The organism is Meishania litoralis, from assembly GCF_042611095.1.
In the GTDB taxonomy this organism is placed as follows: Bacteria; Bacteroidota; Bacteroidia; order Flavobacteriales; family Flavobacteriaceae; genus Meishania; species Meishania litoralis.
In genome coordinates, this window is record NZ_JBHFPV010000001.1 from 1,036,052 (window position 1) to 1,057,746 (window position 21,695).

The window sequence follows — 21,695 nt, forward strand, 5'->3', positions numbered from 1 at the left end:
AGTCTTTAATTATCTCCGCAGGCAAAAACCCATTGTGATGACCGGTTTGACCACGAATTGGCTCCCAACAAAAGAAAAGACAACTTAAACGATATGTAAATTGATATTCACGACGGTATTAAGACCTGTAGCAGTCAGATCGACCATTGCAATCGCCTTGTTCGTTCTTTTCACTTCATGTGGTGTAAAAAAATCGCTTCGTGATATGATGCCCAATGTCGGGCAATACCGTACTGAAATTCCCGATAGGGTAAAGATCAATGACTCGACCTTTGTGTTGGATGATAATTTTCTCACAAAGAACAAACAGGGCCAATGGGAGCTTTTTGTAGAAGGCAACCCTTTGGAACTTGGCCTAAAAACCGGAAAACTCACCCAAGAACTTTTTAACCAACAGGAACATATTTTTGTTAAGAAAATAGATGAATTGGTTCCTTCGGAAGGAAAACAAAATTTATTACGTAAGTTCTTGGCTTGGTTCAATCGCAAGATGTACCTCAATATCGATGAGCAATACAAGGCCGAAATTTACGGTATGGCCCAATACGCCTCGAAAGATTTCGACCACATCGCCGAGGCCTACCCCAGGGTCATGTATTTTCACGGGGCGCACGATATCGGGCATGCGCTACAAGATCTGGCCCTGGTCGGCTGTTCATCTTTTGCGGCCTGGGGCGATCATACCGACGACGGGCAACTGATCATTGGCCGTAATTTCGATTTTTATGCAGGCGACGAATTCGCCAAAAATAAGATCATCGCCTTTGTAAAACCCGATGAAGGCCACAATTTTATGTCGGTTACCTGGGGCGGATTTATCGGTGTGCTTTCTGGCATGAACGATCAAGGATTGACCGTGACCATCAATGCGGGCAAATCGAATTTTCCGTTGGTCGCCAAAACACCCATTTCACTGGTTACCCGTGAAATACTGCAATATGCATCAACAATCGAAGAAGCCATTGCCATCGCCAAAAAACGCGAAGTTTTTGTTTCTGAATCCATTTTTGTAGGAAGCGCAAAAGACAAACGAGCGGCGATCATAGAAGTCTCTCCAAATAATTTTGGGGTGTACGAAGTTCAGAATTCGGATCACTTGATCTGTTCGAACCATTTTCAAAGCGCCGCTTATGCCAACGATAAAAAAAACCAAAAGCACATCTTCGAGAGCCACTCAATGTATCGTTATGAAAAGATGGAGGAACTTTTAGAGGAAAATCCAAAAATTACGCCCAAAACCGCTGTCGATATGCTAAGAAATAAAGAAGGATTAGGTGATACTGAAATCGGTTATGGTAACGAAAAGGCGTTGAACCAGCTTTTGGCCCACCATGGAATCGTTTTTAAACCGGAAGACTTGAAGGTCTGGGTTTCATCCAATCCCTATCAATTGGGAGAATTCGTCGCCTATGACCTGAAAAAAATATTCGGTGAAAAGCAAAGACTTACCTCTTATGAATCTTTGGCAGTCGAAACCCTGAATATCCCAGAAGACCCTTTTTTAGGTTCTGAAGCCTACCGTGATTATGAGAAATACAGGATCCTGAGCAGCAGAATAAACGATGCTTTGGCTTCCGGAGCGCACTTGGACCAAAACCTGCTCAGAGCGTTCGAGCGGAGCAATCCTGAATTTTGGGAAGTTCATTATTTAATAGGGTTGTACAACTATAGAAAGGGATATGATACCATTGCGCTCGAAGCCTTTTTGAAAGCGGAAGCCAAAGAAATTACGACGGTGCCCGATCGAGAAAAAGTAGAACGTTATATTCGCAGATTAAAACGCAGATTGAATAAATGAAGATTCCGGAAATAGAAAGGGCATCGGCTACTGAGATAAAATCCTTCCAAGAAAAGAGACTTCGAGAACTCTTTGAATATCTCAATTCAAATTCGCCTTATTACCGCCGTTTGTTCAGAAGATATAAAATTAGTGCAGATGCCGTCCAAACCATGGATGACCTCAAACGAATACCCACAACCTCAAAGGAGCAGCTGCAACAATATAATGACGATTTTTTGTGCGTTCCCAAAAATAAGATCGTCGATTTTGTAACCACTTCGGGTACTTTGGGCGAACCTGTCACCATTGGCCTTACGGATGCCGACCTAGATCGCCTGGCCTATAATGAGGCGGTTTCTTTTGCTTGCGCCGGAGTCAATGAAAATGACATCCTTCAACTGACCACAACGATCGACCGTCGCTTCATGGCCGGACTCGCTTATTTTTTGGGAGCCAGAAAACTAGGCGCGGGAATTATCCGAGTCGGGGCCGGAATTCCCGAACTGCAATGGGACACTATCCTGAAATTCAAACCTACGTATTTGATCGTCGTGCCTTCCTTTCTATTGATATTGATAGAATATGCCGAACATCACGGCATCGACGTGAACGCTTCGGGTATCAAAGGGGCCATCTGCATCGGGGAATCGTTGCGCGAGCAGGATTTTTCATTGAACACCTTGGGAAAGAAAATCAAATCGGCCTGGAATATCGAACTCTTTTCGACCTACGCCTCTACCGAAATGAGCACCGCTTTTACCGAATGTTCCGAACAACTAGGCGGGCACGAACACCCCGAGCTTATCATTACCGAAATATTGGATGAAAATGAAAATCCCGTTCCTTCCGGCAGCGAAGGTGAACTGGTGATAACGACCCTGGGGGTCGAGGCCATGCCTTTATTGCGCTTTAAGACCGGTGATATGGTCGTTGCCCATGATACCGCTTGTAACTGTGGCAGAAACACAAGGCGTTTAGGCCCGGTCGTAGGGCGTAAAAAGCAAATGGTGAAATACAAGGGCACTACCCTATACCCGCCCGCCATGCACAATGCCCTGAACGATTTTGCCCAAGTGGACAGCTTCGTCATCGAAATCTACCATAACGCCATCGGTACTGATGAGATACGGATCAAAATCGCCTCGCAATCATCTTCACAAGAGCTTTTACAGCAAATCAAAGATCATTTTCGTTCAAAACTAAGGGTAACTCCTACCATTGAATTCTGCCCTAAAGAAGAAATACAGAAACTGCGTACATCCAAATTGGGAAGAAAACCGGTGAGCGTCATCGATAAAAGAAGTTGAACATATTCTTTTGCTTAGCACGCTTCAGCTTACCACATCCTCTCCTTTTATCCTTATATTAGTTACCGCTATTCAATTAACACTTAAAAAATGAAAAAACTATTACTTCCAGGTTTCCTGTTGTTCATCTACATAAGCTTCGTATCGGCACAGACCACCGAAGAAATCGTGGCCGCAATTGAAAAAGAAGCCAATGAAAACTCGCAATTGGAACAGCTGGCCCACGAACTTATGGATGTCATCGGTCCGCGATTGGTCGGAACACCACAAATGAAAACAGCTCATGAATGGGCCGTAAATACTTATAAAAAATGGGGCATCGAAGCCAAAAATGAGGCATGGGGCAAATGGCGCGGTTGGCAAAGGGGCATTACCCATATCGATATGCTCGAACCACGTGTCGTGACCTTAAGCGGTATCCAATTGGCTTGGAGCCCGAGTACGGGGCCCAAGGGTATATCGGCCAACCTTGTAACCTTGCCCACGGTACCCGATTCATTGGCATTTGCAAAATGGCTGCCCAATGTGAAGGGGAAACTGGTCATGGTTTCCATGGAACAACCTACCGGGAGGCCCGAATACAATTGGGAAGAATTCGCTACTGAAGAATCTTTGGAAAAGATGAAAAAGGATCGCGATGCCAAAGAGGAAGCTTGGCGCCAAAATTTCAAGAATACGGGCTACACAAGTCGTACCATTAACGAGGCACTTGAAAAAGCAGGTGCTGTTGGCATTGTTCAATCGCGATGGTCAAACGGTTTCGGCGCCAACAAAATTTTTAGTGCGGGCACGAAAAAGATTCCCGTGGTCGACCTTTCATTGGAAGATTACGGCATGCTCTACCGAATGGTCGAGCACGCAGTCAATCCGAAAATCAAGATAGTTGCCGAATCCAAGGAATTGGGAACCGTTCCCACTTTTAATACGATCGCCACCATTCCGGGCAAAGAATTGCCCAATGAATATATCATTCTTTCGGCACATTTCGACTCTTGGGACGGGGCCACCGGCGCCACCGACAACGGTACGGGCACCATCACCATGCTCGAGGCGGCACGAATCCTTAAAAAGGTTTATCCCAATCCGAAACGAACGATCATTGTCGGGCACTGGGGCAGTGAGGAACAGGGATTGAACGGTTCACGGGCTTTTGTGGAGGACCATCCCGATATTGTCTCCGGCCTTCAGGCACTTTTCAATCAGGACAATGGCACCGGACGCGTCGTCAACATATCCGGCCAAGGTTTTTTGCATTCCTATGACTATATCGGTAAATGGCTTGAGGCTGTTCCGAAAGAAATCACCCAACATATCGAGACTAACTTTCCGGGGAATCCGGGTGGCGGAGGTTCTGATTACGCTTCTTTTGTAGCGGCCGGCGCCCCAGGTTTCTCTTTAAGTTCGTTAAGTTGGAGTTATTGGAACTATACTTGGCATACCAACCTCGACACCTATGACAAAATTGTTTTCGACGATGTACGCAACAATGCAATTTTAACCGCAATCTTGGCCTACATGGCCAGCGAGGACCCCAATAAAACTTCTCGCGAAAAAGCAGCTTTAGGCATCAACCCAAGAACAGGGGAACGACGAACCTGGCCCGAACCACGCACTCCGAATCGAGCAGGCGGATTGGACAATTAAATCGATATCATGAAAAACCTTTTTATATCTCTTGCGCTGTCGGTTATATGCCCGGCAATTCATTCACAAATTACTGTCGACCAAAACCGTTTAGAAAATCGAATTTTCGATCTGGCCAAATTCGGACTGCAGGAAAATGGCACCACAGAAAGGGTCGCCTTTAGCGATGCGGATATCGAGGCCCGAAAATGGGTGATTTCCCAATTACAGGAAATGGGTTTGAAAACATCTATAGACTTTGCGGGAAACATTATCGGTATTCGCGAAGGCAAGAAATCGGGTTTGAAACCTATTTCCTTCGGAAGCCATATAGATCGTGTTCCCAATGGCGGCAACTATGATGGCTGTGTCGGGGCAATGGCTGCCTTGGAGGTCATTCAAACCTTGAACGAAAATAAGATCAAAACGAAACACCCGCTCGAGGTCATCATTTTTCCCAATGAGGAAGGTGGTGTTATGGGAAGTAGGGCCCTATCGGGAAATTTGGGCAAAGAAGCCTTTCAAGTGGTCAATTCGACCGGTTATTCCATGGGCGAGGGAATTATGCGCCTGGGTGGTGATACCACAAGAATTTCCGAAGTGCAACGCAAAAAAGGCGATATGGCCGCTTTCTTGGAACTTCATATCGAACAAGGGGGCATTCTTGACAAGGAAAATCTGGATATCGGTATCGTAGAGGGCATCGTAGGCCTTAAATGGTGGGATGTAGATTTTACCGGTTTTGCCAATCATGCCGGTACCACCCCAATGAATGCGCGGCAAGATGCACTTTTGGCCGCCGCCAAGTTTATTGTTGCCGTCAATGAAACGGTAAATAGTATTGAAGGTGCTCAAGTGGCTACGGTAGGGAGAATCAAGGCCGAACCCGGTGCCCCAAATGTAATTCCCGGTAAGGTGACCGCAAGTCTCGAGATACGTGACCTTTCTTCCGAGGTAATCGAAAAAGTCTTTCGAGCAATTAAGGAAAAAAGCGCAAAGATCGCGGAAGATTCCAATGTGCAAATCGAATTCCATCCCCTTGATACGACCGCTGATCCCGCACTCACCGATCCGATTATTCAGAAAGAAATCGAAAATTCGGCCAAAAAACTCGGTCTTTCCATCAATTATATGCCCAGTGGGGCAGGTCATGATGCTCAGGATATGGCCACCATTGCCCCTACGGGGATGATTTTTGTGCCCAGTAAAGACGGTATCAGTCATTCCCCCAAAGAATTTACCGCTGCCAAGGATCTGGCCAATGGGACCAATGTTTTATTGAAGACCATCTTGGCCTTGGACAAAAAATTGGATTAAGCCTGAAAAATTTAAATACCACCATCTCATGAAAAATCTGAACATAGTGCTCGTCATCATACTTATCATACCCTTGACGATCAATGCACAGCGTCGAAAAAAGAAAGCCCCCCTACCAGTAACCACGATCCAAGATTCAATGTTCAATGGCTTGAAATGGCGAAATATAGGGCCTTTCCGCGGGGGTCGAAGTGTGGCCTCCACGGGGGTGGTAGGCCAGCCCATGACCTATTATATGGGAACCGTAGGCGGAGGTATTTGGAAAACCGTAGATGATGGCATTACTTGGAAGAACATTTCTGACGGACAATTGAAAACCGGCACGGTCGGTGCAATCGCCGTTTCAGAAAGCAATCCGAATATCATTTTCGCGGGTATGGGCGAACATGCGGCGCGCGGGGTGATGACCTCTATGGGCGATGGGATCTATAAATCTACAGATGCCGGAAAAACCTGGAAACATATCGGGTTGGACCACACACGTCATATTTCTGACGTTATTATCGACCCGATGAATCCCGATATCATTTTTGTCGCGGCGCAAGGAGCCCAATACGGCCCATCGGAAGACCGCGGAATATATCGTTCTACGAATGGCGGTTCAAACTGGGAAAAAGTGCTTTACGTGAACGATGTAACCGGTGCTTCCTCGCTTTCAATGGATATGAAAAATCCCTTGATCCTTTATGCGGCCATGTGGGAACATCGACGTTATCCTTGGACGATGGAATCGGGAGGGCCCGGATCGGCACTCTACAAATCTACCGATGGCGGTACGTCTTGGAAAAAGATGAAGGAAGGCCTTCCCAAAGAATTCGGAAAAGCTGGCATATCGGTCTCAAGGGCCAATCCTGATCTCGTTTTTGCAGTTATAGAGGCCGAAGGTGAGAAAGGTGGTGTCTATCGTTCTGACGATGCCGGCAAAAAATGGAAGCAAGTCAACAAAGAACGTATCAATATTGCCCGTTCGTGGTATTATATGGAAATATTTGCAGACCCACAAAACGAGAATATCGTTTACGTACTGAACGCCCCGGTTACCAAATCGATAGATGGTGGTAAAACTTTTAGTCCACTACCCACCCCCCATGGCGATAACCATCATCTTTGGATCGATCCGAACGATAACCAAAAAATGATAAATTCAAATGATGGGGGTGCCAACGTTTCGAACAATGGCGGCAAAAGTTGGAGTACCCAGCAAAACCAGCCGACATCGCAATTCTATCGCGTAATTACCGATAATCTAGTACCGTACAATGTTTATGGGGGCCAACAGGATAACTCGGCCATCGCCATTGCCAGTCGCACCAACGATCAAGGTATCGATTGGAAGGATTGGTACTCCGTAGCAGGTTGCGAAAGTGCTTTCTTAGCCTTTGACCCCGATAATCCCGAAAATATATATGGAGGTTGTTACCAGGGAATCATCGAAAAATGGGTCAAAGCCTCCCGTTCGGGAAAACCCATCAAAGAATATCCTGAACTGGCATTGGGCAATGTGCCAAAAGATTTTAAATACCGCTATAATTGGAATGCCCCCATCATCAGTTCGCCACATGACCGTAATACGATATACCATGCCGGAAATGTCGTTTTCAAAACCTCGGATGGCGGAGCCAGTTGGCAGGTCGTGAGTCCTGACCTGACGCGAAACGATAAAAGCAAACAAGGCCCGGGAGGTGGCCCGTACACGAACGAGGCAGCAGGTGGGGAAAACTACAATACCTTGGCCTACCTTGTCGAATCGCCGCACGAGAAGGGCGTGCTATGGGCCGGGTCTGACGATGGTCTGATTCATATTACAAAAGACGGAGGTCAAAATTGGAAAAACGTGACGCCACCAAACCTTGGTGAAGGTATCGTCAATAGCATCGAAGTTTCGCCCCATGATGCCGCAACGGCATATATAGCACTAATGCGGTACAAACAAATGGATTTGAGACCTTATATTTTCAAAACCACCGATTATGGCCAGACCTGGTCGAAAATAGTAAATGGCATTACCGACGAGCACACTTTTGTACGTGTAGTACGCGAAGACCCCAAACGCAAAGGGCTGTTGTATGCGGGTACCGAAACCGGACTCTATATTTCATTGGACGATGGTCAAAATTGGCAACCCTTTCAATTGAATTTACCCATTGTACCCATCAACGATTTGGTATTTCAGACCAATGACCTTGTGGCCGCAACTGCGGGGCGATCGTTTTGGATATTGGATGACGTAGGTGCGATTCAAAATTTGGGCAATCCCAGAAAACCTTTGGAAATATTAAAGCCCAAAAACACCTATCTGTTTTTTGGAGGCAGTAACGACAAGCCTGTTCCCGGTTTGGGACAAAATCCAAAAAGTGGGGTTACGATGGACTATTACCTGGACAAAAACGCGGATAGTCTCGACCTGAAATTGGAGATTTTGAGAAGCGGACAGGTAATAAGAAGTTATTCCAACAAAAAGGACAAGGACTTCAAATCGTGGCCGGGAGGCCCGCCCCGACCCGAGATCATACCATCAAAAAAAGGTTATAATCGCTTTACGTGGAATTTCAGGCGTGAAACATTACCGGCAGTTGAAAAAGTATTCGCCTATGGTAGCTATGCAGGCCCAAGAATTGGCCCCGGCACCTATACATTGCGCCTTACTCTTGATGATTTGACTTCTGAAACCGAAGTAACAGTGCTTCCCAACCCAAATGTAGTTGGTTCCGCGGCAGATTATTCCGAACAGCAAAAGCTCTTGAATCAGGTGACAGGCGCCATTACCGATATCCATGAATCGGTAAGCCGGATGCGGTCCGCCAGAAAACAATTAAAAACTTATGAAAGCCTACTCAAAGACAATGATAGTGCAAAAGATTTATTGGAAAAGGGTAAAGCTTTAATAGAACGGATTGACACCTGGGAGGCCAACCTGATACAACCCGAACAAAAAACCTTTCAAGACGTAATCAATTATCATAACCAATTGAACGCCGAGTTCATGGAACTAAAAGATTATATTGATGCGGTCGAACCCAAGGTAACCCAAGGAGCCAATGAACGATTGGCCGACCTTTTATCGCAATGGAAGATATTCGAAACCGAACGTGATGCAATCGTGAATACCGAGATGGACGCCTATAATAAACTGTATCAAGAACTTTCGATTCCGGCGCTAATCTTAGAAGACTGATATGGGTTTGAATTTCGTAGGTGACAAGACCTTTAGAGGCCAGAACTTTACAAAAGTTCGACTACCCAAGGCCGAATATGAGAATTGTATTTTCGAGGGTTGTGATTTTTCAAATTCGTATTTGGACAATCAAAATTTTTTGGAGTGCGAATTCATCGACTGCAATCTAAGCAATGCCAATATCGCAAATACAACGTTCAACGAGGTACTATTTTCCAGTTGTAAGATGATTGGGTTAAAATTTGAAACCCTGAATGATTTTTTGATCGCTTTCAGGTTCAAAGACTGTACCATGAACCTGAGCTCTTTTTACCAAATGGAGTTAAAAAACCAACGTTTTGAACATTGTAAGCTAATACAGACCGATTTTGTCGAGAGCGACCTTACCGCTTCCGTTTTTGACGCATGCGATTTGCAAAATGCCAGGTTCGAAGATTCCAATTTGGAAAAAGTCGATTTCAGAACCTCTTTGAACATTGGTCTTAATCCGAATAAAAACCACATCAAAAAAGCCAAGTTTTCAAAAGATAATGTACTGGGACTACTCAATGATTTTGACATCATAGTCGAATAGCCCCTTCATTGAGGTTCTCTTTGGGCCAATCGGTTGTAAACGGATAATTCGTATCTTGTTTCATGGATTTAGGCATATTTATGAAAAATATAATTCTACTATTACTATCGGTTTCTTTGGGTTGCAAGGCACAAAATACCATTTCTTACAAGGAAGGAAGCGCTTCACCGAAGGCCCAGCTATCGCAAATTGCTTGGATGGAAGGCCATTGGAAAGGTGAGGCTTTCGGAGGAATTACCGAAGAAATATGGAGCCCTCCGCTCGGTGACTCCATGATGTTCTCCTTTAAACTAGTTTCGGAAGGCAAGGTACAGTTCTACGAACTAGGCCATATTCAACAAGTCGGCGAAACCTTGCTGTTGCAACTCAAACATTTTCATGGTAATCTTAAGGGTTGGGAGGAAAAGGATGAAACGGTGGATTTTAAATTGGTCAGATTAGAAGGCAATAGGGCCTATTTCGATGATTTTACCTTTGAGCAGATCAATGCCGACGAAATCAATATATATGTGGTCATCGCACAAGAGGATGGTTCGCGGGAAGAAGTAAAATTTCATTATGGGCGACAATAATGCCGAAAGAAAATGTTTGGAATGTGGTGCCCGTATCGTCGGCCGGGCCGACAAAAAATTCTGCTCCGATGGTTGCCGAAATTCCTATAACAACAATGTCAATAAGGATAGCAAAAATCTCATACGCAATATCAACAATCGCCTGCGCAAAAATTATAGGGTTTTGGACAGCTTCACACTGAAAGAAGGAAAAACGCGTACCTCCAAGACCCGATTGATCGACAAAGGTTTCGATTTTGACTTCATAACCAATCTGTATACTACGAAAAAGGGAACAGTCTACTATTTCGTTTACGACCTGGGATATTTGCCTTTGGAGAACGACTACTATATGATCGTCAAGAGGGAGTGAGGCTTAGGTAAAAAAATATCTAACAAACCGCTATTCGCCCTTATCGACATAAATCGAAACTACGCACCGAAAGGGGCATTGAAACAAACCTTGGGACAGCTTTTTTAGACCAATCAAAACCGAAATGCTATTTCCAATTTTGTCCGCTAAGTTTCAAAGCGGCCACTACGACATCCTTTCGGCTTATTTGGCCTACCAACAGGCCATCTTTCATGACCGGAAGCCTTCTCCTATTATGCTTGTCGAACACCCCCGCGGCATCAAAAATACTGATATCGTGTGGAATGGTCTCCACATTCTTGCTCATGTATTTCTCAACGCTCCTGTCGAGGATCGGTTGATTGAAATAGCGACTTTCCGAAATCTGTTTCATACAGTCGGCCTCAGATATAATACCGACCAAAAAACCGTCGTCATTAAGAACGGGGCCACCCGAAATATTGTATTTCGTAAACTGCTCCATGACCTCTAAAATTGACTGGTCAGGTGAAAAAGTGACCAATTTCTTTGTCATGTAATCTGATACCAAAATCGGGGCATCAAATTCCTTTTTAGAAGACTTTCGTATGCCTTGAAAACTCTTGATTCCCATAAAATTTCAGTTTAAGCCTGCCCGTTACGGCAGTTAAGGTTAATCTTAAATATAACGATTTCCAACGAATTATTCAAACTTTTCCGATAAAAGACCGTAATGGTCTTGGCCTTATATCTAAAAAATAGATCTGGTTTTCATTCTTTATCTCGTTATTTGATACTATTTTACCTTCCACTTTGATGGTTATTTATCAATAATGGAATTCTAAAAGCGGAGATTTTGAATATGGTCATAGGTGTTCTAGGATGTGGTTGGCTAGGTTGGCCCCTGGCCAAATCCTTCATTTTCGATGAATACCAAGTACACGGAAGTACAACTTCTGTCGAAAAATTGCAAAGTCTTGAAAAAGACGGAATCAAGGCATTTAATGTTCAACTTAAAGAAGATGAAAACGACAACGGTATTACCCCATTTCTTAAAGGTGTTGACATTCTTATTATCAATATCCCGCCCAAACTACGAGGAAACAATGAAGAAAGCTATGTCAATAAGATGCACCGATTGCATAGCGCAATGAAAACTTCACATGTTAAAAAAATGATTTTTGTGAGCAGCACTTCGATCTATGGCGACATAGAAGGGGAAGTTACCGAAAAAACAAAACCCAGACCATCAACCGAATCGGGCAGACAACTTTTGGCAACCGAAAAGATATTCTGGACTGACCCCGACCTAGAGGTTACCATTATTCGATTTGGCGGACTTATAGGGCCTAATAGGCATCCTGTTTCTATATTGTCGGGCAAAACCAATCTTTCAGGTGGTAACCTACCCATAAATCTAATTCATCTAAATGACTGTATAGCAATTATTAAGTCCGTTGTATTTAATAAGTGGTGGGGTGAAATTTTTAACGGTGTATATCCTCACCATCCGAAGAAAAAAGAATATTATTCCGCTGAAGCAATTAAGAAAGGGCTTCCAAAGCCCCATTATACCGTAGAAAAAGACAAGAAAGGCAAGATTATCGCCTCTTTTAACCTTATAAATGTTAAAAAATATCGGTTTATGACCCCAATTGTAGGGTAATACACCACATTAAATGCGGTTTTCACAACAAAAACGACCTTATTCTGTTAATTACATCGTTGATTTTAAGCTATTTATCGATGAAATGCATAACTTTAAGTAAACATTTAAATCGATTGCCATGGAAAATTCAACAGTAAAAAGGAAAATCGCCAAGGAAATTGAAAACTTGATTTCCGAGAGTTGTAACAACCAAAAATCGACCGACCAATTTAAAAACCTACACGAGGCAATACTTAAAAAATACTATAATGCCGCCGATGTATCAATTGATTACCACAGAAAAAGAGTTGCGATGGACATTGTAATGGATGATACTTATTACAATCCGAAAGAGGTCAATACCTATTTGCCTACATTGCACGCCAACCTGATTTTCAAGAATTTGAAAGATTTTTTGAAATCGTGTATTGACAAGGATCCTAAAAGTATCGGTTTTTATGCCAGCCTTTTACGGTCTTTTACTAAAAAAGATGTGCCATTGACCGTTGTTTGAGAGGTTCGGTCATAGTCAATATTTAAGAAGGGTGTTTATGGCATCCTTTTTTTTATGCTTTGATTTTAAGGCTTTCATTAACAGCTTGTCAACAATATTTTTTTTAGTTTAGCGCACCAAAATTGAACACAATGAAAAATTTCGTTTTAGTATCGATGTGCGCTTTAGGTTTTATGGGGGCTGCGCAAACGAATACCGAACTTCAAAAACATTACGAAGCCTTCTATAAGCAAATGCGGCTACAAGGCGATGTCGATGGTGTAATAAACGCCATGACGCATTTGAACGTACTATCGCCATCAATAGAACGACGCGATACCCTGGCATTCATTTATGCGAACGACGGACAACATTTACAAGCATTGAATACGGTAGGCATCGAAAAAGACGCAAATGATTCCGATCTGGCCGTGCAGGTCAAGGCAATTTCATTGAAGGCCCTAAACCAGCCCAAAAGGGCCTTGGAACAATTTGATCTACTGAATTCTCGAACGCCCAACCCATACTTGGCCTATGAATTGGCAGACCTGAAAATACAGACAGGTGACAATGACGGCGCGGTCGCCCATATCGAATATGGCATCGCAAATGCCAAAGATGATATGAAATATGCCTTTTATGAACGCCAACAACCCTATGAAGTGCCTCTGAAGGCTGCTTTCATACACCTTAAGGCACTTGTGCAATACAATAAGGACAAGGAAAATATCGACGCAGCGGTCGCCCTTATTGATGAGGCCTTGGCAATCGATCCAAATTTCAATTTGGCCAGTTTAAGCAAACAGGCCCTTGAAGCTCGTAAAAACCCGCCGGCTACCACCGAAACGAAGGAATAGCATAAATTTTCATGGGGTTTGCGCAACAAATCGAAGCAGCCCTATTTTGAAAAGTGTAAGAAACTTTAGGGGCAAGAACGTTTCGGCACTGCCTATTCGTCCAATATAAGTTTTGTATCCAAAGTATTGTTCACGACCACATTGAACTGATTTCTAAGGGCGTTGTAAGCTTCGATCGTTTCGAGTACCGGTTCTTCTATATCTAATCGATATTCAAGGTTTCCCTTGATCTTCAAAAAAAAGGTCTTGAAAACTTTCATACGGCTTTTTATTTGAGGCCTGTCAAATACCTCAGGGTGTTCAGAGGCCTCTAAAAGTTTCTGTTTCTCGATCAGGTCTTCGACGATCAAAATCAAATCCTCTCGATTTTCGACCGTGTAAAGGGCGTCAAAGCTGGCATCTAAGGCCTTATACTCGGCCCACTCGTTCAAAACAAGTTGCGCCTTGGTGTTCACGCTTGATTTTTTAGGCCATTCCCCAGCTGTTATCAAAAATGTCGAAGAATCGTCGATTGGATCTGCATCTTTGTTTTGATTGCATCCCGAGAACAGAAAAACAAGTACTGGAATAAACAATAATTTGTTCATGGAGCGAATGTACAAATTTTAATTAGGGCTATATTTGCAGTCGATTTCTTTAACTTCATTTTAATGCAAAAATCCATTCTTATTTTGGGCGCCTGTGGTCAAATCGGCACCGAACTGACATATGCGCTACGCGAAAAATATGGGAACGAAAATGTAGTGGCCAGCGATATTCGTGAAGGAAACGAAGATATCATGGCATCAGGACCTTTCGAGATTTTGGATGCCACTAATTATGGAGCCATTGAAGATGTGGTCATGCATTACGAAATCGAAGAAGTATATTTGATGGCGGCCATGTTGAGCGCCACGGCAGAGAAATTCCCGATGCGGGCATGGAACCTGAACATGAGTTCACTTTTCAATGTCTTGAACCTTTGCAAGGAGAAAAAGATAAGCAGAATATTCTGGCCTTCGAGCATTGCGGTCTTTGGTCCGAATACCCCGAAGAAGAACACCCCCCAAAATACCATAATGGAGCCCAGCACTGTCTACGGTATCAGCAAACAATCGGGCGAAAGATGGTGTGAATATTATTTTAAAAAATATGGGGTGGATGTACGTAGCGTTCGTTACCCGGGTTTGATTAGCTGGAAAACCCTGCCAGGTGGCGGCACCACGGACTATGCCGTTGAAATCTATCACAAAGCACTCTCGGACGGCTCATATGACTGTTTTCTTCAAAGAGATAGTAGGCTGCCAATGATGTATATGGAAGATGCCATTCGTGCTACTTTGAGTTTAATGGATAAACCGTCGGAAAGTATAACGGTTAGGTCATCGTACAACTTGGCGGCAATGAACTTCACACCCGAGGAAATAGCCAAAAACATTCAAAAGCATATTCCAAATTTTACCATTTCATATGCCCCTGATTTTCGGCAGGCCATAGCCGATTCATGGCCGAACAGCATCGATGATTCGCAAGCACGACAAGACTGGGGCTGGAAAGCGGAATACGATCTTGAAAAGACTACGGAGGAGATGTTGAAAAATTTACGATAGCTTTCTCAAATACTGAACTTCAATTTCTTCTCGATCGCCATGATCATCGTATTGGCGATATCTTTGCCCGTAGCATTTTCAATACCCTCTAGGCCCGGGGAAGAATTAACTTCGAGCAAAAGGGGCCCTTTGTTGGAACGAATTATGTCGACACCGGCCACCGCCAAGTTCAATACCCTTGCGGCCTTTAGTGCCAATTTTTTTTCCTCGCCCGTTATTTTGATCATCGAAGCGGTACCCCCTTGATGGATGTTCGCCCTGAACTCTCCTTTTTCAGCCTGGCGCTGCATAGATGCAACCACCTTATTGTTGACGACAAAACAGCGAATGTCCTGACCGTTTGCCTCTTTGATAAATTCTTGCACCAAAATATTGGTATTGACACTTTTAAAAGCATTGATCACGCTTTCGGCAGCTTTGTTGGTCTCGGCCAAGACCACACCTTTGCCTTGGGTACTTTCTAAAAGTTTGATTATCAAAGGGGCTCCATTGACCATTCTGATAAGGTCTTTGGTATCCATGGGTGATTTGGCAAAACCGGTAATAGGAATATGGATATCGTTTTTCGAAAATAGTTGCGATGCGAATAATTTGTCCCTCGATTGTGATATGGCCTCCGCCGAATTGAGACAATATACGCCTAGATTGTCAAATTGGCGGATCAGCGCACAACCATAAAAAGTGACGGAAGGTTTTATTCTAGGGATAACCGCATCGAATTCATTCAAAATATTGCCACCTCGATACCTGATTTCCGGTGAGTGAGCATCGAGTTTCATATAGGCCAATTCAACGTTCAGAAAAACGATTTCGTGCCCCCTGGCCTCGGCCGCTTCCATAATTCTTTTGTTGCTATACAATTCTGGGTTACTGGCGAGAAGTGCGATTTTAAGTCCTGTTTTTTCCTTGAAAAAAGGCACGTATTTCTTGTTGATATCATCATCTGAAAATCCTTGAACCTGATAGTTTAAGGCCGGGTTCACGATATACCGTCCGTTGATGGCTTCCCTTCCCAAGAGCATACGAAATTCCATTGTATCGCGATTGGCCAGGGTCAGCTCGATATCAAAACTGTCTTTACCCAAGGTAACGGGAGTTCTGACCACAAGTCGTTCTTCTGAAATGCCCGAAGAGCTTTTGACCATTCGCCTATCGATCAAACGGGCGTCGCAGCCAATGGCAATGCTACGGTTTTCTTGTAAGGGATTGACCTCGAACTTTACCCATTCTTGCGCACCTTTATTATAAACCTTGATGTTCGATGCCTGAATCGAAGATGTTTTCGCGCCAGAATCTACCCTTGCCTTTATTGCGGGAATACCCAGTGATTCAAATACACACCATTCCTCGCTCCCGATAATATGGAGGTTGTTCAATTTTATTTCTTTTTTCAATATAAAAGGTAAGTTGGCTTGTTGATAAGAGTGGTGAGAAATAAATATAGTGCCCTAGTCTGAATCATTGTCATCGTCCAAATCTTCAGGATTTGGTTCTACTACCGCTTCTGGATCGTCATCGTCAAAGTCTTCATAATCGTCTTCGTCATAGTTCTCCATAGTATATTCGAGCTTGGCACTGATCTTTACAAGATATTTGGTGTCTTCGGTCAATACCTCTACCGCCTCGATACGTTCACCCTGGGCATTTTTGAAGGAAATGATGTTGCGATCATCATACCCATCGGGATAACGCTCGACCAAAAGCTTGAGCACCTCGGGGGTCAATTTCTTAAAATCTACGATAACTCTTTTTAAATGCGCGTGTTTATCCATAATTACAGGTTCAAAAGATAAGCAAAAATTAATGGCGCAACAATGGTGGCATCACTTTCTATGATATATTTTGGGGTATCGATATCGAGCTTCCCCCAGGTAATCTTCTCATTGGGCACCGCCCCCGAATACGATCCATAACTAGTAGTACTATCGCTGATCTGACAAAAATAGCTCCAAAAAGGTGTATCTGTGCGTTCCATATCTTGATAGAGCATCGGTACGACACATATCGGGAAATCACCAGCGATACCGCCACCTATTTGAAAGAAACCTATTCCGTTCTTTGAATTATCGGTATACCAATCGGCCAAAAAGGTCATGTACTCAATGCCCGATTTCATGGTACTGGCCTTTAACTCACCTTTCAGAACATAAGAAGCGAAGATATTGCCCATGGTACTATCTTCCCAACCGGGACAAATTATCGGCAGGTTTTTTTCGGCTGCGGCATACATCCAAGAATCTTTTATATCGATTTCGTAGAATTCTTGCAAGACCCCTGAAAGCAATAATTTGTACATAAATTCATGAGGAAAGTAACGCTCGCCATTGGCTTCGGCATCTTTCCAGATTTTTACGATATGGCGTTGTATCCTTCTAAACGCTTCCTCTTCGGGAATACAGGTGTCGGTTACCCGGTTTAATCCCTTTTCCAATAGGTTCCATTCATCTTGGGGCGTAAGGTCCCTATAGTTGGGCACCCTTTTATAATGCGAATGTGCAACCAGGTTCATAATGTCTTCCTCAAGGTTTGCTCCGGTGCAGGAGACGATATGAACCTTGTCTTGACGGATTATTTCGGCGAAAATCTTTCCCAATTCGGCCGTACTCATGGCCCCGGCCAATGACACCAACATTTTGGCACCGCCATTAAGCTGCGCCTCATAGCCTTTTGCGGCGTCAACAACGGCCGCGGCATTAAAGTGCAGGTAATATTTCTCGATAAATTTAGAGATCTCCCCCTTCGTACTGGTCATCTTTAAGTTTTAAAATATTGTTATTCGATTTGTATCCTTTTTGATACGTATTGTCATAATCATCCTTGGCATCTTCGTTCTTGAACTTGTAGCTCAACATCTTATAATACAATTTGGCGGCAAGAAAATCGGATGAGGGGTCGCTGTCATTCGAACATAGTTCGACGATATCGAATCCTACAACATTTCTTTCTTCAAAGACCTGCTTCAAAAATTCAAGGGTCTCGTACCAAAAAAGTCCACCAGGTTCAGGTGTTCCGGTAGATGGCATTATCGAAGGATCCAAAGCGTCAAGATCAAAGGTAATCAAGACATTGTTGGTCAAAAGCTCGATGACTTTCTCCATCCAAAATTCATCGTTGACCATATCGTGGGCAAAGAATACTTTTTCCTCGTCCATAAAGGTCTTTTCTATTGCATCCATCGAACGAATACCGACCTGCACCAGATTTGTGGTCTGACTTGCCTCGTGAACGGCACAGGCATGATTGAATTTACTACCATTATATGAGGCCCGCAAATCGGCATGTGCATCAATATGCAATACGGTCAGATTGTCGAAACATTCGTTGAAGGCGCGAATGGTACCTATCGAAATTGAATGTTCGCCACCAAAAAGGGTAACGAATTTATTGCGCTTGATATATTCTTTGGAAATCTTATGTACGGCGTTCACCATGGCCTCCGGAGAATCGTTTTCGGTTATGGGATCAGCAAGATATATTCCATGCTCATAGACTTCGCTATCGGTCTCTATATCGTAGAGTTCCATGTTTTCGGAAGCTCTTAGAAAAGCCTGAGGCCCTTTATCGGCCCCTTTTCCCCAGGTACTCGTTCCATCATAGGGTACGGGAATCAGCACTACTTTTGCTGTTTCCAATTGTGCATATTCGTCGGGTATACCCGCATAATTCTTCGTGCTCATCTTAAATTTCTTATCTTGTTTTTATCATAAAATCAGGGGCTTCTCCTGCCCTGACGATTCCAGGCCCGTTTCCTTTTTATCATAACCCAGAACCCTTAGAAAATCTTCTACTTTTTGCTGAGGACTGAAAAGGGTGGTTACTATGTTTCCATCAGGATCCTTGTCGATCAATATGTGCTTGGGCTGCGGGATCAGGCAATGCTGCAGGCCACCGTAGCCCCCGATCGTCTCTTGATATGCCCCTATATTGAAAAAACCGATATATAATGGTTTGTCACGTTTGTACTTGGGCAGGTAAATGGCGTTCATATTTTGCTCACTATTGTAATAATCGTCGCTATCGCATGTCAATCCGCCCAACAGCACCCGTTCATATTCATCGTTCCATCGATTGATCGGCAACATGATAAAACGCTTATTGATGGCCCAGGTATCGGGCAAGGTAGTAATAAACGATGAATCGATCATGTTCCATTTTTCACGGTCATTTTGTTGTTTCTGGTACAGGATCTCATAAATGGCCCCGCCACTTTCACCGACCGTAAAACTTCCGAACTCGGTAAAAATATTAGGCACAGGTACGTCTGCCTCTTGACAGGCAATATTGATTTGATTGATAATTTCATCGACCATATACTGATAATCATATTCAAAGGCCAATGAATTCTTAATGGGGAAACCTCCGCCGATGTTCAAACTATTGAGTGTCGGACAAAGCTTTTTCAATCGAACATAGACCTTAAGGCACTTTATCAGTTCATTCCAGTAATAGGCATTGTCGCGAATACCGGTATTGATGAAAAAATGGAGCATTTTCAGCTCGACCTTATCATTGTCCTTTATTTGGTTTTCATAAAACGGAACAATATTCTTGTAACCAATGCCCAACCGTGAGGTGTAGAACTCGAACTTGGGCTCTTCTTCGGATGCGATTCGTATGCCTACTTGAAAATCACCTTTGATCGCATCGGAAAGCAAATCGATTTCTTCGTAATTATCAATAATAGGGATGCAATTGCGATGCCCCCGATTGATCAACCGACCGATGTTCTCAATGTATTGATCACGTTTGAAACCATTGCATATTATATAGGTATCATCTTTTATCTTGCCCGATACCTTGAGGCTTTCGACGATATCGATATCAAAGGCCGATGAAGTCTCTATATGGATATCGTTCTTAAGTGCTTCGTGCAAGACATGTTGAAAATGCGAACTTTTTGTGCAGTAACAATATTTATAATCGCCCTTATATTCATGCTTTTCGATCGCATTGGCGAACCAAGCCTTGGCGTTGGCTATATTTTCGGATATTTTTGGAAGATAGGTAAATTTCAAAGGGCTTCCATACCTGGCCACCAAACCCCGTAGATCAATGTTATGAAATCGCAGGTTCTCGCCATCAAGTGTAAATTCTTCCTGAGGAAAAAAGTAGGTTTGATCTATTAGATCAATATATTTCGTATTCATTATTTTAAGTGAGTGTATTGAAAATTTAATCGCAAGGGTTATACGTAAAAAGTTGTTGAAACGATTATCTTTTCAAATTAGATATTGCCGTTCGGTCGTAGGAATGAAGTAATAGTCATGCTGACTGCTGACTATGGCGAAAGTTCCAGAAGCTAGCTTTAAAATCCGGTCGCCCATCTGATGGGCCGCCATGAGACCTGACTTCTTGATTCCCCATGGCCCGAACATAGAAACACGGTTCAAAATGTTCAGCTAAATACGTTGTAAAAAAAACATTTTTTTTCTTAAAAAAAGTCTTTTTTAAAAAAAATTGTTGAAACGCCACTGTTGACGTTGAACCAAAAAACAAAATGTGTTTTATAAATTTCAAGACATTGATTTTAAACATTTTAATGACTACTTTAGAAAAGTAAAATACCTTATCATGACTTCGAAAAAATACTTTACAACTTTAACTTTATGTTCGTTGATCGTTTTTTGCCTTTCTCTCAATGCGCAAATCGACCCAGGAGTCTATATTTCAGATGTAGATAATGTACGCCACGAATTGAAAATAACAGATGGCTATATGACCCATTCGGTCTATGAAACCTCTCCGGCAAAATTCATCAAGACCACTGGCGGATTCTATACCGTGCAGAATGGCAGTTTAGATATCAAACTTGAATTCAATTCGAACTTTGAGAACGATGGTCAAAAAGAATTATCGATTCCCTTCGCGATGGAAAAGGGCCAACTTACCCTGAAAGGCGACTCACCATTGGTGTTTACTCAAAGTAAACACGTGAAACAGGAACTGGACGGACAATGGCTTTTCGCCACTCGCGGGCCGGACACAGGGCAAGAAAGACGGGGAGACGAAAACGCGCGCAAAACGCTGAAATATTTGCAAGACGGTCGTTTTCAATGGATCGCCTACAACACCGAAACCTTTAAATTTCACGGTACCGGGGGTGGTTCTTTTTCCTCTCAGGATGGGGCCTATATCGAGAAAATCGAATATTTTTCAAGGGATGACTCCCGTGTAGGGGCCGAATTGAAGTTCGATTACGAATTAAAGGATGGCGACTGGCACCATCGGGGCAAGAACAGTAAAGGCGAACCGATGTACGAGATTTGGGCCTTAAGAAAATGAACGGCAATACGAAAGCTGTCGTACGGATTACTTGGATAAATCGTAGCCTCGGCAGGGATCGATTTTTTTTCTTGGGGTTTTCTTCTCGTTTTTTAAAATATTGTGGATTGATCAACTTAGAATTATTCTGTTTGGCCCGATAAGTTTAAAAGGGAGAATAAGGTTTAA

Annotated in this window: 21 protein-coding genes; 13 read left to right on the forward strand and 8 right to left on the reverse strand. The window is 43.3% G+C overall.

Features of this window, described 5'->3' with window-relative positions:
- Positions 1–103 precede the first annotated feature (103 nt).
- From ACEZ3G_RS04675 to ACEZ3G_RS04710, 8 genes are all read left to right on the forward strand, one after another.
- Entirely contained in the window at positions 104–1,798 is a 1,695-nt protein-coding gene (locus ACEZ3G_RS04675) for a C45 family autoproteolytic acyltransferase/hydolase (RefSeq protein ID WP_432425147.1), read from the forward strand.
- Positions 1,795–3,087 (forward strand): phenylacetate--CoA ligase family protein, encoded by a 1,293-nt coding sequence (locus ACEZ3G_RS04680; protein WP_432424283.1) that lies wholly within the window; start codon positions 1,795–1,797, stop codon positions 3,085–3,087. Before ACEZ3G_RS04675 ends, ACEZ3G_RS04680 begins: the two co-directional genes overlap by 4 nt.
- Before the next feature lie 90 nt (positions 3,088–3,177).
- Positions 3,178–4,731: a M20/M25/M40 family metallo-hydrolase gene (locus ACEZ3G_RS04685; protein ID WP_432424284.1), complete on the forward strand. Its 1,554-nt coding sequence runs from the start codon at positions 3,178–3,180 to the stop codon at positions 4,729–4,731.
- A 9-nt stretch (positions 4,732–4,740) separates the two neighbouring features.
- Positions 4,741–6,027: a Zn-dependent hydrolase gene (locus ACEZ3G_RS04690; RefSeq protein ID WP_432424285.1), complete on the forward strand. Its 1,287-nt coding sequence runs from the start codon at positions 4,741–4,743 to the stop codon at positions 6,025–6,027.
- Between the two features lie 28 nt (positions 6,028–6,055).
- Positions 6,056–9,202 carry a WD40/YVTN/BNR-like repeat-containing protein gene (locus tag ACEZ3G_RS04695; protein ID WP_432424286.1) on the forward strand — a complete coding sequence of 1,049 codons (3,147 nt, stop codon included), beginning with the start codon at positions 6,056–6,058 and terminating at the stop codon, positions 9,200–9,202.
- A 1-nt stretch (position 9,203) separates the two neighbouring features.
- A complete protein-coding gene (locus ACEZ3G_RS04700) occupies positions 9,204–9,776 on the forward strand; it encodes a pentapeptide repeat-containing protein (protein WP_432424287.1) in 573 nt (190 codons plus the stop codon).
- Positions 9,777–9,856: 80 nt separating this feature from the next.
- A complete protein-coding gene (locus ACEZ3G_RS04705; RefSeq protein ID WP_432424288.1) occupies positions 9,857–10,348 on the forward strand; it encodes a DUF6265 family protein in 492 nt (163 codons plus the stop codon).
- The gene (locus tag ACEZ3G_RS04710; protein WP_432424289.1) at positions 10,335–10,700 is read left to right on the forward strand and encodes a hypothetical protein; all 366 of its coding nucleotides are present in this window, start codon (positions 10,335–10,337) and stop codon (positions 10,698–10,700) included. Before ACEZ3G_RS04705 ends, ACEZ3G_RS04710 begins: the two co-directional genes overlap by 14 nt.
- A 127-nt stretch (positions 10,701–10,827) precedes the next feature.
- Here ACEZ3G_RS04710 and ACEZ3G_RS04715 read toward each other — a convergent pair whose 3' ends face one another.
- On the reverse strand, positions 10,828–11,292 hold the full coding sequence (locus tag ACEZ3G_RS04715) for a CBS domain-containing protein (RefSeq protein WP_432424290.1): 465 nt from the start codon (positions 11,290–11,292) through the stop codon (positions 10,828–10,830).
- Positions 11,293–11,520: 228 nt separating this feature from the next.
- Between ACEZ3G_RS04715 and ACEZ3G_RS04720 the strand changes: the two genes are divergently transcribed.
- The 3 genes from ACEZ3G_RS04720 (at position 11,521) to ACEZ3G_RS04730 (ending at position 13,656) form a co-directional block, all read left to right on the forward strand.
- A complete protein-coding gene (locus tag ACEZ3G_RS04720; protein WP_432425148.1) occupies positions 11,521–12,324 on the forward strand; it encodes an NAD(P)H-binding protein in 804 nt (267 codons plus the stop codon).
- A gap of 121 nt (positions 12,325–12,445) precedes the next feature.
- The gene (locus ACEZ3G_RS04725) at positions 12,446–12,820 is read left to right on the forward strand and encodes a hypothetical protein (protein WP_432424291.1); all 375 of its coding nucleotides are present in this window, start codon (positions 12,446–12,448) and stop codon (positions 12,818–12,820) included.
- Positions 12,821–12,951: 131 nt separating this feature from the next.
- Positions 12,952–13,656: a hypothetical protein gene (locus ACEZ3G_RS04730; RefSeq protein WP_432424292.1), complete on the forward strand. Its 705-nt coding sequence runs from the start codon at positions 12,952–12,954 to the stop codon at positions 13,654–13,656.
- A 92-nt stretch (positions 13,657–13,748) separates the two neighbouring features.
- On the opposite strand, the gene ACEZ3G_RS04735 is transcribed toward ACEZ3G_RS04730, so the two are convergent.
- Complete coding sequence (locus ACEZ3G_RS04735; RefSeq protein WP_432424293.1) at positions 13,749–14,243, reverse strand: hypothetical protein; 495 nt, start codon at positions 14,241–14,243, stop codon at positions 13,749–13,751.
- A gap of 63 nt (positions 14,244–14,306) precedes the next feature.
- Between ACEZ3G_RS04735 and ACEZ3G_RS04740 the strand changes: the two genes are divergently transcribed.
- Complete coding sequence (locus ACEZ3G_RS04740) at positions 14,307–15,245, forward strand: NAD-dependent epimerase/dehydratase family protein (protein ID WP_432424294.1); 939 nt, start codon at positions 14,307–14,309, stop codon at positions 15,243–15,245.
- Between the two features lie 5 nt (positions 15,246–15,250).
- On the opposite strand, the gene rimK is transcribed toward ACEZ3G_RS04740, so the two are convergent.
- The 6 genes from rimK to ACEZ3G_RS04770 form a co-directional block, all read right to left on the reverse strand.
- A complete protein-coding gene (gene rimK / locus ACEZ3G_RS04745) occupies positions 15,251–16,639 on the reverse strand; it encodes a 30S ribosomal protein S6--L-glutamate ligase (protein ID WP_432424295.1) in 1,389 nt (462 codons plus the stop codon).
- A 54-nt stretch (positions 16,640–16,693) separates the two neighbouring features.
- Positions 16,694–17,017 (reverse strand): hypothetical protein, encoded by a 324-nt coding sequence (locus ACEZ3G_RS04750; RefSeq protein ID WP_432424296.1) that lies wholly within the window; start codon positions 17,015–17,017, stop codon positions 16,694–16,696.
- A gap of 2 nt (positions 17,018–17,019) precedes the next feature.
- The gene (locus ACEZ3G_RS04755; protein ID WP_432424297.1) at positions 17,020–17,997 is read right to left on the reverse strand and encodes a deoxyhypusine synthase family protein; all 978 of its coding nucleotides are present in this window, start codon (positions 17,995–17,997) and stop codon (positions 17,020–17,022) included.
- The gene (gene speB / locus ACEZ3G_RS04760) at positions 17,969–18,922 is read right to left on the reverse strand and encodes an agmatinase (protein ID WP_432424298.1); all 954 of its coding nucleotides are present in this window, start codon (positions 18,920–18,922) and stop codon (positions 17,969–17,971) included. Before speB ends, ACEZ3G_RS04755 begins: the two co-directional genes overlap by 29 nt.
- A 24-nt stretch (positions 18,923–18,946) precedes the next feature.
- The gene (locus tag ACEZ3G_RS04765; RefSeq protein ID WP_432424299.1) at positions 18,947–20,392 is read right to left on the reverse strand and encodes an arginine decarboxylase; all 1,446 of its coding nucleotides are present in this window, start codon (positions 20,390–20,392) and stop codon (positions 18,947–18,949) included.
- Between the two features lie 72 nt (positions 20,393–20,464).
- Positions 20,465–20,635 (reverse strand): hypothetical protein, encoded by a 171-nt coding sequence (locus tag ACEZ3G_RS04770; RefSeq protein WP_432424300.1) that lies wholly within the window; start codon positions 20,633–20,635, stop codon positions 20,465–20,467.
- Between the two features lie 181 nt (positions 20,636–20,816).
- Here ACEZ3G_RS04770 and ACEZ3G_RS04775 point away from each other — a divergent pair, with 181 nt between their 5' ends.
- Positions 20,817–21,527: a hypothetical protein gene (locus ACEZ3G_RS04775; RefSeq protein WP_432424301.1), complete on the forward strand. Its 711-nt coding sequence runs from the start codon at positions 20,817–20,819 to the stop codon at positions 21,525–21,527.
- Positions 21,528–21,695 lie beyond the last annotated feature (168 nt).

Coding starts and splice junctions, on each gene's coding strand:
- ACEZ3G_RS04680 (WP_432424283.1), top strand. CDS start 1,795: ATGAAGATTCCGGAAATAGAAAGGGCATCGGCTACTGAGATAAAATCC.
- ACEZ3G_RS04685 (WP_432424284.1), top strand. CDS start 3,178: ATGAAAAAACTATTACTTCCAGGTTTCCTGTTGTTCATCTACATAAGC.
- ACEZ3G_RS04690 (WP_432424285.1), top strand. CDS start 4,741: ATGAAAAACCTTTTTATATCTCTTGCGCTGTCGGTTATATGCCCGGCA.
- ACEZ3G_RS04695 (WP_432424286.1), top strand. CDS start 6,056: ATGAAAAATCTGAACATAGTGCTCGTCATCATACTTATCATACCCTTG.
- ACEZ3G_RS04700 (WP_432424287.1), top strand. CDS start 9,204: ATGGGTTTGAATTTCGTAGGTGACAAGACCTTTAGAGGCCAGAACTTT.
- ACEZ3G_RS04705 (WP_432424288.1), top strand. CDS start 9,857: ATGAAAAATATAATTCTACTATTACTATCGGTTTCTTTGGGTTGCAAG.
- ACEZ3G_RS04710 (WP_432424289.1), top strand. CDS start 10,335: ATGGGCGACAATAATGCCGAAAGAAAATGTTTGGAATGTGGTGCCCGT.
- ACEZ3G_RS04715 (WP_432424290.1), bottom strand. CDS start 11,292: ATGGGAATCAAGAGTTTTCAAGGCATACGAAAGTCTTCTAAAAAGGAA.
- ACEZ3G_RS04720 (WP_432425148.1), top strand. CDS start 11,521: ATGGTCATAGGTGTTCTAGGATGTGGTTGGCTAGGTTGGCCCCTGGCC.
- ACEZ3G_RS04725 (WP_432424291.1), top strand. CDS start 12,446: ATGGAAAATTCAACAGTAAAAAGGAAAATCGCCAAGGAAATTGAAAAC.
- ACEZ3G_RS04730 (WP_432424292.1), top strand. CDS start 12,952: ATGAAAAATTTCGTTTTAGTATCGATGTGCGCTTTAGGTTTTATGGGG.
- ACEZ3G_RS04735 (WP_432424293.1), bottom strand. CDS start 14,243: ATGAACAAATTATTGTTTATTCCAGTACTTGTTTTTCTGTTCTCGGGA.
- ACEZ3G_RS04740 (WP_432424294.1), top strand. CDS start 14,307: ATGCAAAAATCCATTCTTATTTTGGGCGCCTGTGGTCAAATCGGCACC.
- ACEZ3G_RS04750 (WP_432424296.1), bottom strand. CDS start 17,017: ATGGATAAACACGCGCATTTAAAAAGAGTTATCGTAGATTTTAAGAAA.
- ACEZ3G_RS04755 (WP_432424297.1), bottom strand. CDS start 17,997: ATGACCAGTACGAAGGGGGAGATCTCTAAATTTATCGAGAAATATTAC.
- speB (WP_432424298.1), bottom strand. CDS start 18,922: ATGAGCACGAAGAATTATGCGGGTATACCCGACGAATATGCACAATTG.
- ACEZ3G_RS04765 (WP_432424299.1), bottom strand. CDS start 20,392: ATGAATACGAAATATATTGATCTAATAGATCAAACCTACTTTTTTCCT.
- ACEZ3G_RS04775 (WP_432424301.1), top strand. CDS start 20,817: ATGACTTCGAAAAAATACTTTACAACTTTAACTTTATGTTCGTTGATC.